General features: G+C 50.7%; 17 protein-coding genes. 7 read left to right on the plus strand and 10 right to left on the minus strand.

Features of this window, described 5'->3' with window-relative positions; genetic code table 11:
- Positions 1-4: 4 nt before the first annotated feature.
- The 4 genes from C0081_RS00415 to deoC form a co-directional block, all read right to left on the minus strand.
- The gene (locus tag C0081_RS00415) at positions 5-982 is read right to left on the minus strand and encodes an ABC transporter permease (protein ID WP_101531831.1); all 978 of its coding nucleotides are present in this window, start codon (positions 980-982) and stop codon (positions 5-7) included.
- A 10-nt stretch (positions 983-992) separates the two neighbouring features.
- Entirely contained in the window at positions 993-2,492 is a 1,500-nt protein-coding gene (locus C0081_RS00420; protein ID WP_101531832.1) for a sugar ABC transporter ATP-binding protein, read from the minus strand.
- 81 nt (positions 2,493-2,573) lie between these two features.
- On the minus strand, positions 2,574-3,623 hold the full coding sequence (locus tag C0081_RS00425; RefSeq protein WP_101531833.1) for an autoinducer 2 ABC transporter substrate-binding protein: 1,050 nt from the start codon (positions 3,621-3,623) through the stop codon (positions 2,574-2,576).
- 76 nt (positions 3,624-3,699) lie between these two features.
- The gene (gene deoC / locus C0081_RS00430) at positions 3,700-4,371 is read right to left on the minus strand and encodes a deoxyribose-phosphate aldolase (RefSeq protein ID WP_101531834.1); all 672 of its coding nucleotides are present in this window, start codon (positions 4,369-4,371) and stop codon (positions 3,700-3,702) included.
- Positions 4,372-4,602: 231 nt separating this feature from the next.
- Here deoC and C0081_RS00435 point away from each other — a divergent pair, with 231 nt between their 5' ends.
- The 7 genes from C0081_RS00435 (at position 4,603) to C0081_RS00465 (ending at position 12,966) form a co-directional block, all read left to right on the plus strand.
- Entirely contained in the window at positions 4,603-5,376 is a 774-nt protein-coding gene (locus C0081_RS00435; RefSeq protein WP_101531835.1) for a DeoR family transcriptional regulator, read from the plus strand.
- Positions 5,377-5,740: 364 nt separating this feature from the next.
- Positions 5,741-7,096 carry an extracellular solute-binding protein gene (locus C0081_RS00440; protein ID WP_101531836.1) on the plus strand — a complete coding sequence of 452 codons (1,356 nt, stop codon included), beginning with the start codon at positions 5,741-5,743 and terminating at the stop codon, positions 7,094-7,096.
- Between the two features lie 117 nt (positions 7,097-7,213).
- Positions 7,214-8,527, plus strand: a complete 1,314-nt coding sequence (locus C0081_RS00445) for a carbohydrate ABC transporter permease (protein ID WP_101531837.1) — start codon at positions 7,214-7,216, stop codon at positions 8,525-8,527.
- 14 nt (positions 8,528-8,541) lie between these two features.
- On the plus strand, positions 8,542-9,378 hold the full coding sequence (locus C0081_RS00450; RefSeq protein ID WP_101531838.1) for a carbohydrate ABC transporter permease: 837 nt from the start codon (positions 8,542-8,544) through the stop codon (positions 9,376-9,378).
- Complete coding sequence (locus C0081_RS00455; RefSeq protein ID WP_101531839.1) at positions 9,378-10,436, plus strand: ABC transporter ATP-binding protein; 1,059 nt, start codon at positions 9,378-9,380, stop codon at positions 10,434-10,436. Before C0081_RS00450 ends, C0081_RS00455 begins: the two co-directional genes overlap by 1 nt.
- A complete protein-coding gene (locus C0081_RS23135; RefSeq protein ID WP_180966686.1) occupies positions 10,436-11,953 on the plus strand; it encodes a glycerophosphodiester phosphodiesterase in 1,518 nt (505 codons plus the stop codon). Before C0081_RS00455 ends, C0081_RS23135 begins: the two co-directional genes overlap by 1 nt.
- Complete coding sequence (locus C0081_RS00465) at positions 11,950-12,966, plus strand: LacI family DNA-binding transcriptional regulator (RefSeq protein ID WP_101531840.1); 1,017 nt, start codon at positions 11,950-11,952, stop codon at positions 12,964-12,966. The genes C0081_RS23135 and C0081_RS00465 overlap by 4 nt, the downstream gene beginning before the upstream one ends.
- Before the next feature lie 288 nt (positions 12,967-13,254).
- On the opposite strand, the gene C0081_RS00475 is transcribed toward C0081_RS00465, so the two are convergent.
- The 6 genes from C0081_RS00475 to C0081_RS00500 all read right to left on the minus strand — a co-directional run bounded on the left by C0081_RS00475 (position 13,255) and on the right by C0081_RS00500 (position 19,421).
- Positions 13,255-13,905, minus strand: coding sequence for a cysteine hydrolase family protein (locus C0081_RS00475; protein WP_101531842.1), 651 nt, complete (start codon positions 13,903-13,905; stop codon positions 13,255-13,257).
- Positions 13,902-14,696, minus strand: coding sequence for an N-formylglutamate amidohydrolase (locus tag C0081_RS00480; protein ID WP_245417819.1), 795 nt, complete (start codon positions 14,694-14,696; stop codon positions 13,902-13,904). The genes C0081_RS00475 and C0081_RS00480 overlap by 4 nt, the downstream gene beginning before the upstream one ends.
- Before the next feature lie 74 nt (positions 14,697-14,770).
- On the minus strand, positions 14,771-15,664 hold the full coding sequence (locus C0081_RS00485) for a branched-chain amino acid ABC transporter permease (protein ID WP_101531843.1): 894 nt from the start codon (positions 15,662-15,664) through the stop codon (positions 14,771-14,773).
- Between the two features lie 2 nt (positions 15,665-15,666).
- Positions 15,667-16,380 carry an ABC transporter ATP-binding protein gene (locus C0081_RS00490; protein WP_101531844.1) on the minus strand — a complete coding sequence of 238 codons (714 nt, stop codon included), beginning with the start codon at positions 16,378-16,380 and terminating at the stop codon, positions 15,667-15,669.
- Positions 16,381-16,399: 19 nt separating this feature from the next.
- Positions 16,400-17,557: an ABC transporter substrate-binding protein gene (locus tag C0081_RS00495; RefSeq protein WP_101531845.1), complete on the minus strand. Its 1,158-nt coding sequence runs from the start codon at positions 17,555-17,557 to the stop codon at positions 16,400-16,402.
- Positions 17,558-17,633: 76 nt separating this feature from the next.
- Positions 17,634-19,421: a branched-chain amino acid ABC transporter ATP-binding protein/permease gene (locus C0081_RS00500; protein WP_101531846.1), complete on the minus strand. Its 1,788-nt coding sequence runs from the start codon at positions 19,419-19,421 to the stop codon at positions 17,634-17,636.
- Between the last annotated feature and the right edge of the window lie 36 nt (positions 19,422-19,457).

Raw genomic sequence — 19,457 nt, forward strand, 5'->3', positions numbered from 1 at the left:
CTCCTCACACATTTCTTTTGCGGTCACGCCATGCCGTCATGGCTGTGGCTATAATGATCACGATCCCGACCACCACACGTTGCCAGGTGGTTTCCACCTTCATGATGATCAGACTGTTTTTGACCATGACCAGCATGAAAACACCCAACATGGTGCCCAGAACCGACCCTCGGCCGCCGAAGATACTTGCGCCACCCAAAACAACGGCGGCAATAACATCAAGCTCTAACCCGACAAAATCGCGTGGGTTGGCCAGCCAGATCATGCCGCTATGCAGCAGTCCACCAAAGCCAGCCAGCATGCCGGCAAAGCAATAGATAAAGAAAGTGGTTTTGCGAACATCGAACCCGACACGCTTGGCCGCTTCCCCGTCCCCGCCCAACGCATAAACGCTGCGTCCGATCATGGTATAGCGCAACACCAGATGAACCAGGATGGCAAGGCCGACGTAAATCAGCACCATGGCGGTGAGGCCAAAATGCGTACCATCCGGTTTGGTTACTGAAATGATCTCCGTTTTAGCAAAGTCGATCAACGCGTCAGGCATTTTGTTGATATTGATCATCGATGTCCCGACGATACCAAGCAAGAAGCCTTTCACCATACTGCCCGTACCAAGGGTCACGATCAGCGGGATCATCTTAAACTTATAGACAAAAAAAGCATTGAGGCTACCAAACAGCACCCCCATAGTCATGGCTGCGATAAAGGGTATGACAACCCCGTCATAGCCGAAATAAACCATGCCTTTAACGGTCAGATACATCGCCGCCACGGCAAAAGCCGGAAAGGACACGTCGATCCCACCCGAAATCATGACCACCAGAACCCCCAGTGCCATGATACCAATGATCACATTGGACCGCATCAGTGAGAACAGGTTGTCCATTTGCCAGAAGGCCGGATTGATCAATCCGATCACAATCATTGCAAGCAGAAGGATGGCGGCAATGACAAATTCGGATCTTTTGAAGAGTTTCATAGCCTTTTCCTTAGCTGAACGATTTCAACTTATCGCTGATGACATCTTCGAGAATGGCGTCGCCTTCCATCTCCTCGATGAACCGTCCGCGGTGCATGAGGACCACACGGCTACAGTTCTGTGCCAATTCCAGCACGTCGTCCGATATCATCAAGACGGCCAATCCATGGGTCTTAACCAGCTCGCGGATCTTTTTATGAATTTCCGCTTTCGAACCAACGTCCACGCCGACAGTCGGGCCATTCAGAATGAGGACACGTGCATTGGTGAGCAACCAACGCCCCAGCACCACCCTTTGAGCATTGCCACCAGACAGCTCGCCGACCATTTTGTCAGCACTTGGCGTAGCAATTTGCATGGATTTGATAGTGTCGGCAGTAACGTTTTGCACCTTGTCTTGATCAATGATGCCTTTGTTAGAGAGGGCATCCAACGACGTAGCAACAATGTTGCGCGTGATAGATTGAGTAAGGAACAAACCTTCGGTCAACCGATCTTCGGGCACATAGGCCATACCTTGCGCGATGGCTTGTTGAACATTGTCGATATGCGCGATTTTACCATCAATTTCAATACTGCCAGACTTGGCAGGTAGCATACCAAACAATGTCAGAGCCAGTTCCGTGCGCCCCGATCCCAGAAGACCAGAAATCCCTACAATCTCTCCGGAATGCAAGGTGAGATCAATATCTTCATATTGTCCAGGTAACGTCAAACCCTTGACCTGCAACCGAGGAATTTCATCCTCTGGCGGGCGTGGTTTACGATAAGGTTGAATATCGATATCCAGTCCCGTCATATGACGAATGACGCTGGCCTCATCAAACTCCGACGTCGACCCTTCTGCCACTTTCATGCCATTGCGAATGACGGTCAGGCGCTCTGAGATTTCCAGCATTTCGCGCATTTTATGACTGACAAAAAGAATAGCGATGCCGCGACTCTGGATATCCCTGACAATTTTAAACAGGGTTTCAACTTCTTTGCCTGTAAGCGCAGTGGTTGGCTCATCCATGATGATGAGTTTGGCATCGGACATCAGAGCACGGGCAATCGCCACAAGCTGCTTGCTCGAAGTGGGAAGAGTTTCCACGTCCGCATCAAGATCAATGTCCACGCCCAGACGATCAATGGCTTCTTTTGCCAACTTGCGCACCCGGCGCCAACTCACAAGTTTCGTTTTGGCACGCAACTCGGAATTTAAGGCCAGATTCTCTGCAACAGTCAGATTACCAAAGAGAGAAAAATCCTGATAGATCACCTGAATGGCGCGATTGACGGATTCAATAGGGTTGAGATTTTCAACCTTTTCTCCCTCAATAATAATCTCGCCGCTGGTGGGCTGATAAACACCTGAGATAATTTTAATGAGTGTGGATTTTCCTGAGCCATTCTCGCCAGCGAGACAATGGATCTCGCCTTTGTTTATGGTCAGAGAAACATCATCCAAGGCACGCAAACCAAGGAACTGCTTCCCGATATTGCGCAATTCTATGAACGCTTCAGACATGATGGATCCAAGCGGTTGAAGATGAGGAAATGTGACAAGGAAAGGGCAGCGCCTATGCACTGCCCTCTCTCGAGCGGCTAATTAGAAATTATACTCAGCCATATTGTCTTTGGTGACACCGACCCAGCCTGCACCGTAGAGCAGGTTAGGTTGATCTGCCACAGGAGTGATCAGATCGGTATAACCAGGCAAGCCGAGGTTCAGACCAGCCTTGATTTCGGCATTCTTTTTCTCAAGAGCCATCACAGCAACCACATTCATGGCGTATCCAGCAACAGCAGGATCCCAGAATTGGATATACTGGATATCTTCATTGGCCAGATATTCACCAGCAACCGACACCAGACCGGTACCTGCAAAGAAGAGTTTGTCTTTCAAACCACGTTCGGCAATCAGACGACCTGCGCCTGCAGACGTAGGCATAGGACCACCAACGACACCTTTAAGATCAGGATACGTGGTCAGGACTTCTTTGAGTTTGTTATAGTCAGTGTTGGCATCGTCATAGGTTTCCAGACGTTCGGTTACCAGCTCCATTTTTGGGAAGTTCTTTTTCTGGTAATCGATTGCACCGTCAATCCATTCGTTCTGGGATTTAGAGGTCAGGCTACCGACAGTGGCTGCATATTTGCCTTCACCGTCCATATATCCGCCAAGAACTTCCATCAATTTCGCGCCATAAGCGTGGTTATCGAAGGCTTCCAGAACATAGTCAGCATTTTTGATGTTGGACGCTTCGTGCGCTACAACAACGATACCACGATCACGGGCTTTTTTCAGAACCGGCTCAACAGCTTCCACGGAGAAAGGCACGATAGCAATGGCATCAACGCCTTGCGCGATCAGGTTTTCAACGATTTGCACCTGAGCGGCAGCATCCGCCTGACTTGGGCCAAGCATCCATGTGTCATGGCCGGTTTCGGCGCCGAATTGATTAACTCCATCCCGCATACGGTCAAACCAAGCAATCCCGTCAACCTTCACAACGGTTGCGATGGAATATTCTTTGCCCGTTTCACTTTTGTAGATGTCCTTGCGTACCTGACTGGTATCAACAGGACCATTTTCAGCAAGGGCCGGACTGACCACGAGGGCAGCCGCCACAACCAGTGATGAGAATAGTGACTTCATTAAACTCTCCCGTTTATTTCCTAAGGTTACTCTGGTAGTAGGTTTTAAAAATCCACACCTCTTTACATGATGTAGATTATCCGGAAACGATCGAGATACTCGCACTTGCACCCAAGCGCGAAGCACCCGCTTTAATCATTTCCAAGGCATTGTCACGGCTTCTGACACCTCCCGAAGCCTTGACGCCCATTTCCGGTCCAACAACGGCGCGCATGAGGGCAATATCGTGCGCTGTTGCACCGCCGCTCATGAAACCAGTTGATGTCTTAACAAAATCGGCACCGGCATCCTTGGACAACTGACATGCGATCTTCTTTTCTTCATCACTCAATAAGCATGTCTCGATTATCACTTTCAGAGTGACAGGACCGCAAGCGTCTTTAACAGCAGCAATATCCTTGAGAACATAGTCTGTATCGCCCTGTTTCAGATGACCGACCGAAATCACCATATCAACTTCTTGTGCGCCCTGTTCAATCACCCATTTGGCTTCTTCACATTTCAAATGCGTTGGTATCGCGCCAAGCGGAAAACCGATGACCGAACAGGTCAATACAGAGCTCGCTTTTAACAATTTCGCCACCAGGGGAATATGGATCGGATTGACACAAACTGAACAAAACTCGTGTTCGATAGCTTCATGACAAATGCGTTCAACATCCGCAACGGTCGCTTGCGGTGCCAAAATCGTATGATCGATATAACTGGCCAGGTTTGTAACTTGTTGGTCGGACACAATGGTCGACATCGAATGAATCTCCTGACTTACAGAGCGGGGGGACAAAACTCAAGAATGTTATGATCGTAACATTATTTGAAATTATTTTTGCAAAATTAAACGCCTTGTGTCAATATGTAATAATAGCAAGTGAATTAATTCACATCTTCAAATATATTACTTAGACACTGATGTTTGGATATAAACTTTCTGAAAATCCTGTTTAAGCCTCATATTGGCACCTGTATCGAAGCGAAAATAATGCAAACGCGCAGAGAAAACCGATTGAATAAACTAACAAGGGCACTCGAGGAAGGGCGGTCCCTACACCTCAAGGAAGCGGCTGACCTGTTGGGCGTGTCGGAAATGACAGTGCGCCGTGATGTTGCCACAGCGCAGGCGCGTTTTTCTTTCTTGGGCGGACATATTGTTGGCGCAAACGACCAAGAATCAAGCAGAGCCTATTTTCTGTACCGGGAAAACAGCACCAATGTAGAAGCCAAACGGAAAGCCTGTGATCGAGCAATCCAGCTCATTGAGCCTGGCGATGTCATTTTCCTCGACTGTGGAACCACGCTGCCCTATATGGCAAGTGCTCTAACGACGATCACACCTCTGACCGTTATTTGTTATTCAATCAATATCGCCGAGATCATCTGTAAAAAGCCCAATCTCAAAGTGATTCTGCTAGGAGGAGAATATCACCCCTCCTCGGCCTCTTTCGCCAGCGACGAAGCAATGGAAATGCTTGCCAAAATTGGCATCAACAAGGCGTTCATTTCGGCCGGTGGACTCCATTTTCAAAATGGTATCAGTTGCTCAAACTTCCACGAGGTCCGCGTCAAACAAATGGTCATGTCCCGAGCTGTCACAAATATCCTCGTTATGGATTCGACAAAAATCGGCAAAGTCAAAGCTGCATCCTTCGCAGCACTTGACCAAATCGACTTCCTCACCACTGACGATGGCATGGACGATAGCCACCTTGCACTTTTCAACGAGGCCAAGATTGTGGTCAATCCAAAACAAGTTTAACAGAAGCATTCAAAACCGAGCAATTTGGCGATCGATGGCTATACGGCGCTTTTTTCATGACACAGCTCGCCATCCCTTCAAACTGACCTTTTCTGGATACCTCCATTCCAACTCCAATATTGGCCGGAATGAAGCGCCCAGACCAATTCAGGTTAGCCCGCCCAACCACAGTTTCTCTGTGTCGTTGATTAGAAAATCCCTCACCAACGGCAAATCCCACACACCGTAATATTTCTGTCATGACGACGGGGTATCAATCCCGCAGTGCACACGCGTGCAAATATTTTTATCGGACAACACACCCGCGCGAGCACAAACGCATTTTTGCTTAATTCATGCATACCGTTTTCATGGAGAATTCAGGATGACTATCACAAAGACCCTGAAAGTTGCAGCCATCACGGCTGCTCTTGCCCTGTCCAGCACAGCCGCAATCGCTAAAGATTTCAACATCAGCGTCTGGGCCGGTGGTTCCAATGACAATGACAGCTATCGCGCGGACGCGATCGAAATGGCTGCAGACATTTACATGCGTGAAGCTGCCATTCGCGGCGAAGATATCACCATCAATGTTGAAAAAAAGCTGTTCAACGACGGTTGGGACAATTTCAAGCAGGCCGTCACTCTAGCTGCCGAGTCCAAAACAGCACCAAACATCATCGTCACATCACATGTTGATATTGCGCCTTGGTCTCAGTCAGGCCTCATCCGTCCGATCGTGGACTATATTGATCTCGACTCTTGGCCCCTCAACCAGATTTATCCAAACCTAATTGAAATTACCACCTACAATGGTCAGGTCTGGGGTTTACCTCAAGACGCAGAATCCCGTCCGTTCTTCTTCTGGAAACCGCACCTGAAAGCCATTGGCTACAGTGACGAACAAATCGAAGACCTGCCAAACAAGGTTTTGTCCGGCGAATATACCCTGTATAATGTTCTGGAAGACGCCAAAAAAATTCAGGACAAAGGCATCGTCGAGGCAGGAAAAGGCTTCTCCCCACGCGTTTCAAATGGTCCTGACTACTGGCAATTCTACCAAAGCTTCGGCGGCGAGATGATGGACAAAGAGTCTGGCAAACTGGTCTTTGACAAGCGGGCCATGACCGACATGTTCCAGTTTTTTGCTGATGCGGTGAAAATGGGTGTTACCTCTCCAACCCATCTGGGTGCGGATTGGGGCCAGTGGTACAATGAAGTGGCCAACGGCAAAGCTGGCACATGGCACGGCGGCACTTGGCACTATGCCCGTTACACCGGCAAAGAGGGTCTTGAAGACTTCTTTGGTAACATCCAGTTCACACTGATCCCCGCTGGCAACAAAAACGGCCATGCCAACACCATCACCCAGCCTTTGGCTTATCTGGTTTCCAACACCGGTGACGACGAAGTGGCTGAAGTGGCAGCGCAGTTGATTGCCATTGCGTCCGAGCCGCGCCTCAACACCCTTCATGCAATAAAATCAGCCCATTTGGGCATTGGTAAAGAGCAGCCAAATATCGCTCTTTATGCCAATGACCGCTGGGCATCCGAGGCCACCGAACGCCTTTTGACCCATGCCAACGCAATGCCAAACAACACCGATTTTGGCGCTTACTGGCAGATCATGTTCAAAGGCCTAGAAGCTGCTTGGACCGGGCAAAAATCTGTTGCTGATGCTGTCAATGGCGTGGAAGCCGAAATCAAGTCCTCCATGGCTGACGCTGTCATCATCAAGTAAGGCGCGACTTTAAAGAGCACCTTAACTCTCCGGAGAAGTCGGGCAAGACCCAAGCCCCTGCCCGACTTCACCCGTCCTCGCGCAATCGTCAGATTTGCCAAATTGGGGGAGACAAATATGCGCACAAAAACCAGTTTGCTAGGCCTTGGTTTCTTGACTCCGGCCCTGATCATGATTCTCGTTTTCTTTTTAATCCCAGTCGTGTTGACAGGCGTCTTCGCCTTTACCAACATGAGCACGGCGACGGGCATTCAAGGTGGCGAATATATGATTTCGCCAAAGACCATCAGAAGATTGGAAAGTGACCCTCTCTTCGACAAAAAAACACTCGACAGGCTAAGCAGCACCTCCTATCGCGTCGACGAATTCGGGCTAACCAAAGCCCTTGAAGCAAAGATCAAACCGGCCTTTCTCAAAGAAATCAAAAAGAATCTGCTGGGTAAGAGTTTCAAATCACGCCGAGATTTTGAGCGAACACTCAAGAAGCTCAAATCCCGTCCGCGTAGTCCCCGCGCCTTGAAACAGGCCGCAGAACCTTTTTCGCGCTCCATCCTCAACCAGCGCTATGAGAGCGAAACCGCATTTATAGCTGCGTTGGAAAACCTTGGCGCTCCCATCAGCGACGAACACCAACAAACTCTGATCAAGCGGGCCTATACAGGCTGGGTTTGGACGTCCGAAAACTTCACCAATATGGCATCCAAACCCGGCACATGGTTTGTAGCCTTCAACACCCTTCTCTATGTTACGCTCACGTTGGTTTTCAACATCGGATTTGGGCTATTCCTTGCCATCAGCACCTTTTATTTGCCCGCGGGACAGGCTTCCTTCTTCCGTGCGGTCTGGCTGCTGCCACGCATTTCTCCTCCCGTTCTTTATGTGCTGCTTTGGAAATGGTTTACTTGGGACAGCGGCTTCCTATCCACAATTACCAGCTGGTTTGGCTTTCCCGCCTTTAACTATATGTTGGGGTCGATCCCCAGCGCTTGGACCGTTGTCATTCTGATCAACGGCTTTGTCGGCGCGTCTCTTGGCATGTTGCTTTTTTCGTCAGCCATCGCCGCCATTCCTTCTTCCATGCTGCATGCCAGTGAAGTGGATGGCGCATCTCGCTGGCAGCAAATCCGCTACATCATTATGCCGCAGCTGCGCTGGCCGATCCTCTTTACCACCAGTTACAACACCCTGTCTCTACTGACGTCCTTTGAATATATCCTGCTTGCAACAGACGGGGGGCCCGGAGGATCAACAACGGTCTGGTCACTGGATGCCTACTATGTGGCCCTCAACAATTATGCAGGCAATCTCGAATATGGCAACGGCGCGGCTATGGCACTGGTACTGGTCATTGTCGGCGTGATCTTGTCGCTGCTTTATCTCCGCTTGTTCAAATTTGATGAACTGGTCGCCAAACCACGCATAGAAAACTAGGGGGGATCACCATCATGAAAAGCGAGACGTCCCGAAACTTCAGAAGCTGGCCGATACTGGCCGTTCTATTTGCGGCATCAATACCAACCCTGATTATGTATGCCTATCTGTTTATAGACACGGTCACCAACACAGAGCCAGGGTCGCTCATTCCAAGCGAGTTCACTTTGCAGCATTGGCGTTTTCTTTGGGAAACAGAGGAAGGCGCAACCAGCATCTGGGTTTCGACAAAAAACACGCTCATCTTTGCCACCGTTATGACCGCAATCATCTTGTCGGTCTCAATGACCGCAGGCTACGCATTGTCGCGGCTGAATATGCCCTTTCGTGCTTTTTTCCTTGCGGGCGTAATGACCCTGCATGCGTTCCCCACTGTCACACTGGTGATTGCCTTGTTCATCGTGCTGCAGATGGTAGGCCTCTACAACACCCTGATCGGTGTCATCTTCATCAAATCTGCGCTGATGTTGCCCTTCGGTATTTGGGTGATGAAGGGATTTTATGACACCGTACCGTGGGAAATAGAAATGGCAGGCGTACAGGATGGCGCCAGTCGTTTCATGGTTTGGCGTCGTCTCGTCTTGCCACAGATCCAGCCCGGAATAGTGGCTCTGGGGGTATTCTCGTTTCTGGAAGGCTGGAAGGAATATATCCTGCCGCAAATCTTTGCCCCGAACGCAGATGTGCAAGTCCTATCCGTGCATCTGGCGTCACTGATCGCCGACGATCAAAAGTTTGACTTCAATCTCTTCAAATCCATCGGGCTTTTCTATGTCATTCCGGTGATCATTCTTTATCTCATCTTCCAGAATAAACTGATGAATATCTATGGCGGAGGTACGAAAGGCTGATGCATATTTCTCTCAATAAATTCACCAAACGCTTTGGCGACAACACTGTCATTGACGAGCTCGATCTGGAGATCACAAGCGGCGAAATGATCGCTCTGCTTGGCCCGTCTGGTTGCGGCAAGTCCACCACCCTGTTTGCCATTTGCGGCATTCATCAGATCAACGACGGCAGCATCTTGTTTGGCGACAGAGATGTAACACATACAAACGCCCAATCTCGCAATGTGGGCGTGGTTTTCCAAAATTATGCCCTCTACCCGCATATGTCGATTTTCGACAATATCGCTTTCCCGCTGACCGTGCGCAAATTGGACAAAAAGACCATCAAGCATGAAGTGGAGGCTATTGCCGATTTGGTCCATATCAGCGAATTACTAGAACGCAAACCCGCTCAATTGTCCGGTGGCCAGCAACAACGAGTCGCTCTGGCCCGTGCACTCATCCGCAAACCCGATGTATTGTTGATGGATGAGCCGCTCGCCAACCTCGACGCAAAATTGCGATTGGAAATGCGCTCGGAAATCCGCCGTATACAACTCGAAACAGGAATTACAGCTGTTCTGGTTACCCATGATCAGGTCGAAGCCATGTCGATGTGTGATCGCATCGCCATTATGAATGATGGCAAGATTCTTCAGATCGCCACCCCCACCGATATGTATAGCAATCCACAAAGTGACTTTGTTGCCGGTTTTCTTGGCAATCCGCCCATTGCATTCCTTGACGGCATTGCCAAAGGCGGCAGCTGTGCTCTTGACGGCACAGACATTGAGCTCCCCTTACCCGACCATCTTTCGGCGTTAAACGGCAACACGCCGATCAAGCTGGGTATCCGTCCCGAATTGGTTGGGACCAAAGGCACATCTGAAATTTCGGGTGTTATCTCCTTTGTCGAGACACAGGGCCGCGAAAATCTTTATGACATCACCCTGCCCAATGGAAAAGTGATCCGATCCATTCAACAAGTGCGCGATGATGTTAGATTAGGCGACCGGATTACGTGGCCGGTCGATTGCTCCAAAATGCTGGTATTCAGCCAAGATGGAAAGCGGTTGTGATGTCTTTTGCGACAAAAACCTCTGCTCTGGGTTGGCCTGATAGCCGCTTTGGTGGGCCTTATATCATTGGCCATCGCGGTGCCAGCCACCATGCCATTGAGAATAGTCTATCGGCCTTTAAGTTGGCATCGGAACTGGGCGCAGATATGTGGGAACTCGACGTCCGCAACACTGCCGATGGCATTTGCGTGGTCAGTCATGATGACGACCTCTCACGCGTTTTTGGGGTCGATGCCAAGATATCAGAATTGACACTCAGCGCACTTCAAGCCCTTGAAACGGCCCTTGTCCCGACCCTTAAACAGGTCATTGCCCTTGCCAAACAGTACAACAGCGGCCTCTATATCGAGATCAAAGGGGACGGGGCTGGCCTCACTGCATGGCAAGATTTGACCGAGGCCGGTTATTCCTTTGCCGCGCTGGGGTCTTTTGTGCCTGCGCAGGTGTCCCAACTGGCGGCTATGGGATGCCCTTATCCGCTCACCACACTTGTACGCGTGGGAGACGATCCCTTCGCGCAGGCAAAAATGGCAGCTGCCGATGCCGTCCATTTGTGCTGGGAGCGCGCCAGCGATCGGCCCGATAATCTGTTGACCGTCACGTTGATGGATAAAGCTCGCGAGGAAAATCTACCGATATTCCTTTGGCATGAAGAACGCGCTGACGTGATCAAAGCCATTATGGCTATGGATGTAGCAGGCGTCTGTAGCAATCGCCCCGAATTGCTGGTGCCTTACGCCACCTCTCCGGCTCGCCCGTCAGACTTTGCCAAAGGGCCAGAAGTGGTGTGCCATCGTGGCATCAATAAATTGGCACCGGAAAACACCCTGCCTGCGGCTCAACTGGTATTTGAACAAGGCTTTGATTGGCTCGAGCTGGATGTGCATGAAACAGCCGACGGCGCGATGGTCGTTATCCATGACGATACGCTGGAGCGTACCACCAACGGCACAGGCGCTGTGGCAGAAAAATCGCTGGCAGAGCTACAAAATTATGATGCGGGCAGTTGGTTTTCACCACAATTTACCGGCACAACCATCCCCACACTGGCAGAAATGATCGATCTTGCCAATGCATGGAACAAGCGAATCTACATCGAACTCAAGCAGGTAGATCCGGCCAAACTACTTGCACAGGTAGAAGAAAAAGGCTTTCTCGATCAATGCTTCTTCTGGAGTTTTGATTGGTCATTGATTGAGCAGCTGCGCACCCATTCCGACAAAGCAAACATCATGGTAAGAAGCCTCGACTATCTGGTGCTCTCGCAAGCCATGGATGCAATCAACGCCACGATCGTCGAAATCAATATGTCCGAACCCGATGTAAATGACAAAGTTGCGCAAGTTCGAAAACTGGGAGCCCAAATTATGCTCTGCTATATGGGCCGCGATCAGGATATGCTCAACCGCATGTTTGCCCTTGCGCCAGATATGGTAAATTTGGACAATCCCCATTTGTGGAAAGAAGTTTGCCACCGAGCCAAGTTTGCATATGCTGGAAAGACCACCGCAGAATGAATGCCCAAGATGATACATCCAAACAAATAACCTCGGTCGATGTCGCCAAATTGGCAGGGGTTTCGCGTTCAGCGGTATCACGCACCTTTACCCCCGGTGCCAGTGTTGCACAGGAAACCCGCGAAAAGGTCCTCAAAGCCGCCGATGCGCTTGGCTACCGGGTCAATCAGTTGGCCAGAAGCCTGACCAACAAACGGTCCGATCTGGTCGGCATCGTCGCTGCAAATATGGACAATCCATTTCGCACAGAACAGATCGAACAAATATCCCGAAAACTGATGGAACAGAATTTCAGACCCATTCTGATGCCCGCAGAAAGCGCCGATGATCCATCACGCATCATAGGGATGCTGCTCGAATACAGTGTATCAGGGGTCATTGTGACGTCGGATACCCCACCCGAGGCCATCTGTCAGGAGTGTGTCTCCCTCGGCGTACCTGTTGTGTTGGTCAACAAGCGCAAAATCGGTGCAACGGTCGACCGTGTTTTGATGGACAACCTAAAATGCGGACAACTCGCCGCCCAAGCCCTGTATGAAAAAGGGTGTCGCAATGTGGCGATCATCAGCGCCAATGTTCCCTCCTATTCCCTGCAGGTGCGCGGCGACGCATTCAAGCGCAGCTGCCTAGAGATGGGATTACAACCGGTGACCGGCTTTGCAGCAGATTTTCAAGACTATAATGGTGGCGCACACGCAGCAGCGCAGCTTTTAGCATCCGGACGCCCCTTCGATGGACTATTTTGTGTAACGGACTTTATGGCGCTTGGCGCGCTTGATCATTTGCGCTTATCCGGTGCCCCACCGGTACCAGAACGCATGCAAGTCATAGGCTGCGATGACATTCGTCAAGCTGCATGGCAAGGCTACAACCTCACCACGATCCGCCAAGATACCGCGCATTTAGCCGAAGCAGTGATAGAGGCCCTCCTCAATCGCTTCTCAAAACCAAACGCACCGGCCACGACAAAAACACTGGACGTGAGCTTGATCGAACGAGGCACAACCCGCTGAGCGTGGCGCGTGAAGCTAGCATTCCCGCACTCCAGTGGCTGCAAGACGTTAAACAAGGGGCCATGAGACAGAAACCAAAGGGGTTCAGGATTTTATCGCCCGAGCAGATCTAGCCGTCGAAAACGTCATCGAAAGCTGGATAATTGAGACTTTTCATTAGGCATCCCTTGAGCATGTATATCAGGACCATGCTCAAGGGATGCCGTTTTGGTAGGCCATCCATTCCGGCAGCAAGTAAGCAATAAGCTAAGGGCTCATCTTGAATAGAATACAGCGGTCCAAACTCCATCAGGCAGTGGGTTTGGAGCCGATCTCTTCAATCAATTGCGCGCTGGTGATTTGGCGGCAATAGCCTTTGATTGTCTTGATCGACTGATCGTGACGTTCCGGCGTGAGGGTCAGGCAAGCATCTGTAACCTGCGTGACCAAATACCCCAGATCGCAAGCATCACGGATGGCACTTTCGACGCATTGATCGGTCAGCATGCCACAAAGCACCAATTGTTTTACACCCAGATTTCGCAGGATATAATCAATGTTGGTAGAGATAAAAACCGATGACGAACCTTTGGGGAGATTGATTTCATCTCCAATCGGAGCAATCGCGTCAATCACTTTGCCGTCCCACGATCCTTTTGGTACGTTGAAACCGGTGATCTTATAGTCAAGTGACCGATCTCTGCCATCAAGCGTCAGGCTTTCAATGGTGGTATAGAGCACTTCAATACCAGCCTCGCGGCAGGCTGCCTGCACCGCTTGCATATTGGGGACCACACTGGTTTCCAGCTCCTTGAAATACCAGCCGCAGGTTTGCTCCAGCTCTTGGGGAGACAAATGTTTGAATTCCCCACCTTCTCTATGACAACTAAAATTTTGAACATCAATAAAGAGCAAAGCCGAAACGGCGGGATCCAGAGCTAAGTCGCGTGTCAAAGTCATGTTGATGCCTCGGTTAGAAAATGCTGAAGAGAGTCGCCTAGAATGTCGGCCCATTTAGCCTGTCCATCCTCGGTGCTTATGTGATCATTGCGAATTTCAATCAAGCTATGCTTGAGGCCCCGTGCTTCGCCATGCACGGGCACAAACCAGTCAGACACTCCGGTTACCTGATAAGGCTGATTGTGTCCGATTGTCATCCAGGGAAACGTTTTTTGCATATAGGCCGCCAGCCTGGACGGCGTGTCGGCATCCTTGCGATAGAGAAACCCGATGTCCCAAGGACGCGGTACATTTTGCATAACGGGCGTAAAGCTATGCACCGAGATGGCCACACTAAAGCGCCCGCTATCAAGCAGGCCAGAGACCTGAGCATGGAAAGGCTCGAATATTTCTTCAACGCGCTGCCGCCGGTTGGGTAAGGCTATATTGCCGGGAATCTTAATGCCATCGCTGACCTCAGGTACAGAATCGACAGCCTCTGGCGGACGATTACAGTCAATAACAAGACGACTGTAGTGCTGCAAAATAGCCGTCGCATTCAAACGCTCTGACAGCAGATGCGTAACGGCTGCCGCACCAATATCCCATCCGATATGCGCATCGCGCTGGTCTTGTGTAAGCCCCAAATCCCCGAGGGCAGCAGGAATACCCTGCCCCGCATGTTCGCAAACCAGTAAGATAGGCGAAGTGCCTTCGGGGTTGATTATTTTGGCAGGGGCGGGATCACCAACTTGTAACAAGCGCGACATATAAGCACCTTGATCTTGAGCCTCTTGGTCACTTTGCATCATGACCACGCTCCATTCTTTGTTTTGGCGTTATTCTCTACTGAAAATCGCTTTTCATCTTTCAAGAATAGCTCCGGTTATACTTTTTCCGCCTTTAACCCTGCAGCAGGAATAAGGCCGTTTGGTCTGATCAAAAGAACAAGCACGACAATGCCAAGTCCGATCGGATCGCGAAACTCCTGAAATTCGGCAGGAAGAAAAGCAGCAAGATAAATCTCGATGAAGCCGAGTAGGAAGCCCCCCGCCACCGCGCCGCGCAAGGAACCAAGCCCCCCGAGAATAGCAGCGATAAACGCTTTGAGCACCGGTGTGAAGCCCATCAAAGGATCAACAGAAGCGCGTTGCGAAACCCATAGAACAGCCGCCACGCCAGCCAGCAATCCCGACAGGGCAAAGGCTGCCGAAATCACGGTATTGGCTCGGATGCCCATCAAGCGCGCCACCGCAAAATCTTCAGCGGCGGCCCGCATCGCAATACCATGTTTCTGGCGCTTCATGAACCAATCAAGGAACACAAGCATAACCACAGTGGCGACAATGGCACTGATCTTGTTAACGCCAATCACCAGCCCGAAAATCCGCGTGCTATCCGACAGGAATTGAGGCAGTAGAACCGGTTGTGACCGAGCGGAAATGAAATTCTGGAACAGCACTTGCAGCACCATAGAGACCGCAAAGGAAGTGACCAGCATTGTCTCTCCAGAGGCCTTTCGCACCGGACGAAAAGCAATCATTTCCATCAACACCGCAGCCAACATCGCAGCGCCGATTGCCAGTGCAATTGAAAGCGAGAAGGGCAACCCCGCAAGCCCGCAATACATCAAGATATAACCGGCAATTGTCATCAACTCTCCATGCGCAAAGTTGATCAGCCCCATGATAGAGAAGACAATCGCCAGCCCCAGAGCGAGAAGTGCATAAGTGCCGCCCAGAGCGATAGCATTGACCGTTTGTTGCAGAAAAAGTTCCATTGTCACGCTCCCAAGAATGTTTCTTCTAGGCCACCTTGAGAGCGCAAATCTTCTACGCGCCCCTGACCGACCACTTGCCCTCCGGCGATAATGTAACCGCGGTCTGCGATCTCCAGACTTTTGGCAACATTCTGTTCCACCAGAGCAATGGTCACTTTTTGATCCCGTAGGATGGTGATCAATTCAAAAATCTGCTCGACGATTTTAGGAGCAAGGCCCAGAGATGGTTCATCCAGAAGCAGGAGTTTGGGGCCACTCATCAAAGCACGCCCAACGGCCAGCATTTGCTGTTGACCACCTGAAAGAGTGCCTGCCAGCTGATCCTTACGTTCGTGCAGAATAGGAAACAGGGAATAAACACGATCCCAAGCGGCGGCGATCGCTTGTTTGTCCTTCACGCTGTAGGCCCCCATCAGAAGATTTTCAGAAACGCTGAGAGCAGGAAAAACCCTGCGCCCTTCTGGTGACAGTGCCAGCCCCATCGGCGTCAGCGCCTCGGGGGCAAGATCTGTTACATCCCTGCCGGAGAATTCAATTTTCCCTTCCGAAGCAGGCACCAGACCAGCGATGGCATTGAGCGTGGAAGACTTGCCAGCTCCATTGGCTCCCAGGAAGGCAACTATTTCGCCTTCCTGGACTTCAATGTCGATCCCACGGACCGCTTGCACAGCGCCATACCACACTTGCAGCGAGGATACTTTTAACAGCGGTGTCATAGGATCCAACCTCCTTGGATTATTGCATCCGTGGCGCAGGAATGAGATCTGCGGTCGGGTTAGGCTGGCCGATGAGCTCGCGATCACCATCCTTTACCCGAACCAGCGACACTTGCCGGACGGGCATGCCTTGCGTGCCTTTATAGGTAATGAGGCTGGTTGCACCCTGTATATTCTCAAGGTTAGCAATAGCATCACGCAACGCTGCAGGCTCGGTTGATCCAGCCTTCAAAACAGCGGCCTCAATGACTTTGATCAAGTCATAACCAACAGCGTTGAAGACCGTTTGAGATTTTTTGCCGGTGACTTCCAGATATTTTTTATTGAAAGCTTCCATAGGACTTCCTGGTAACTCGAAGCCAGCGGTGGTGAAGACCGTGCCTTCAACTACATCACCCAGCGAAAAGGTGGTTGGGCTATCAATACCATCGGAGCCGATCATTTGGCTCTTGACGCCAGCGGCACGCAATGCCTTTAGAAGGGATGGGAAATCAGGTTCGAAAGCGGCCGTCATAATGACGTCTGGCTGAGGATCGAGTGCGGCAATACGGGTTGCGATTGCGGAGAAATCCTGCTGATTGATCGAATAGGTATCCTCACCCAGGATCTCGCCACCCAGCTTTTCAAACACCTCTTTGTAATAAAGCGGCAGCGTGGTGTATTGCGCATCCGGGCTATAGATGATGTAGCTGGATTTAAAGCCTTCTTTCCATGCCCATTCAGCCGATACCGTCGCCTGAACATTGTCACCGGGGAAGTTGGCGAACATATAATCTCCACCGACCATCGGTAGCGTTGGAGAAGACGCACAGGTAGAAATCGCCGGAATTTGAGCCGCCGCAACAATTGAAACAGCAGCCAGCGCCGGATCAGCATCACAAGGCAGCACCAAAACAGAAACTTTTTGGTCCACCAGCTCTTGCGTTGCAATTGACGTCTGGGCAGCGTCAGAGCGCATATCCTTGTTGATCAGTTCGATCATGATCTTGCCGTCGATGCCACCCGCTGCGTTGATTTCATCAACCGCAATATTGACGCCTTCAATAACGGGAGCATCATAGGGAGCAAGTCCGCCGGTTTGTGCTGTTGCAAGACCGATTTTCAGGCTTTCAGCCAAAACCGGTTGGCTCAACGCTGATAAAGCGAGAAGACTTGATAAAAAGAGTGCCTTTTTCATAGTAATCCTCTGGATTTTTTTGGGAGTGGTGCTTGGTGATTTTCACTTTTATTATTTTGTTTTGTTTTGTTTTTGCTTATTGGTGTTGCTCCGAGCTTGTACCGAGATAAGCTTCGATAACAGCCGGATTTTTGCGGATTTCTGCGGGAGTGCCTTGAGCGATCAATTTGCCTTCATTGAGAACGGAAATGCGATCGCATAATTGGTTGATAAGCTTGAGATCATGGTCCACCAGCAGGATACCGATGCCCAAATCCTTGGTCAGGCTGCGCAACATATCCATGAGCGCATCGGTTTCCTCGCGGTTCATGCCTGCAGCAGGTTCATCAAGGAAAAGAAGGCTCGGCTGGCAGGCAAGAGCGCGGGCAATTTCGACACGGCGTTGATCGCCATAAGACAACGTGCCCGCCTCCATATCAGCAAACTGCGACATACCCATTCTGGCCAAGGCAGATTGCGTGCGGCCATGCGCGTGCTCTCCACCGTTGGTCGACAGGGCAGCAACGAGAACATTTTGATAGACACTGAGATGCCCGAACAGACGGATATTTTGAAAGGTGCGCGCAATGCCGTGTTCGGCGATAAAATGAGACGGAACCCCATCCAGCACAATATCGCCGATCTTAAAGGTCCCTTCACTAGCCTCAAGAACGCCAGAAAGCATATTGAGCAAAGTGGTTTTGCCTGACCCGTTTGGTCCAATCAGACCAACAATTTCGCCCGGCTTGAGCAGGAAGTCGACTTTATCAACCGCAGTCAAACCACCAAAGCGCATGGTCATTCCCTGAGCGGTGAGAAAACCAGCAGGCTCAACAGCACCCAAGCTCTGTTGGCTCACAGCAGGATGTGTAAACTTGATCAGCCGTTCTTCCCACTCTTTCAAGCCAAGCAATCCATCCGATTTTTTGAACATCGCAAACAGAATGAGCAGGGCTATACCGATCTGGGTTGTGCCGAATATTTGTGGAACGTCGATAAAACCGAGGGAAAATCCACCTTCCAAATGGCGTAAAATCTCAGTGACGATGGTTATTAGCACCGAGCCAGCAATGGCGCCGGTCACAGTTGTCATACCGCCAACAATGAGCATGGCCAACAGGTGGAAGGTGACGGTGAAATAGAAGCTTTTTGGGCTGAAGGCGCCGAGAAAATGCGCCATCAATGCGCCCGAAAGGGCCATCAACATAGCACTCAGAACCCATGCGATCAGGCGTTCCCGTCTTATGTTGACCCCCACAGCACTGGCAGCGATAGCATTTTCGCGACTGGCTCGTAATTTGAGGCCGGAAATCGAATCCCGGTAGAGGCGCGCAACAACTAGGGCAACCACGGCACCGACCATCGCAACCACAAGAGTGGTCTCCCTTGGCACGCCAAAGAAAGAACCGGAACCGCGGGTTACATCGCGCCAGCCAATAATCACGCCATGTGTGATGATCAGCAACCCGAGTGTGGCGATGGTCGCAGCAGACCCTTCTAACTTGCCAAAGATCACACCCGTCACCACTGCGATGAGCGCGGTGAAGAGCAAGGCAATCACGATGGCAGGCAATAGGCCCATCTCGGTTGAGGCCAGCCATTCTGGCAGTTTAGGCAGTGTTGCGGCTTTCATCATGGCCGGAACGGTCAACAGAGAAGACGCATAAGCGCCTATCGCCATGAAAGACACGTGGCCAAAACTGAGAATACCACTGTTGCCGCTATAGACCCCGATCGCCACGACAGCAATCAAGGAAACAAAGAAAACCACCAGAATGCGTTGGCTCGCCGGCCCCATATACCAAGCGACGACAGACGCCAAAAGCGCCAGTACAACAATAGCAAAAACTGAAAAAATCAGCTGACGTCCCGAGGTGACAAGCATGTAAAATCTCCGACTAATTGCTAACAACCATAGTGA

The sequence above is a fragment of the Cohaesibacter celericrescens genome, assembly GCF_002866925.1.
GTDB classification, from domain to species: domain Bacteria; phylum Pseudomonadota; class Alphaproteobacteria; order Rhizobiales; family Cohaesibacteraceae; genus Cohaesibacter; species Cohaesibacter celericrescens.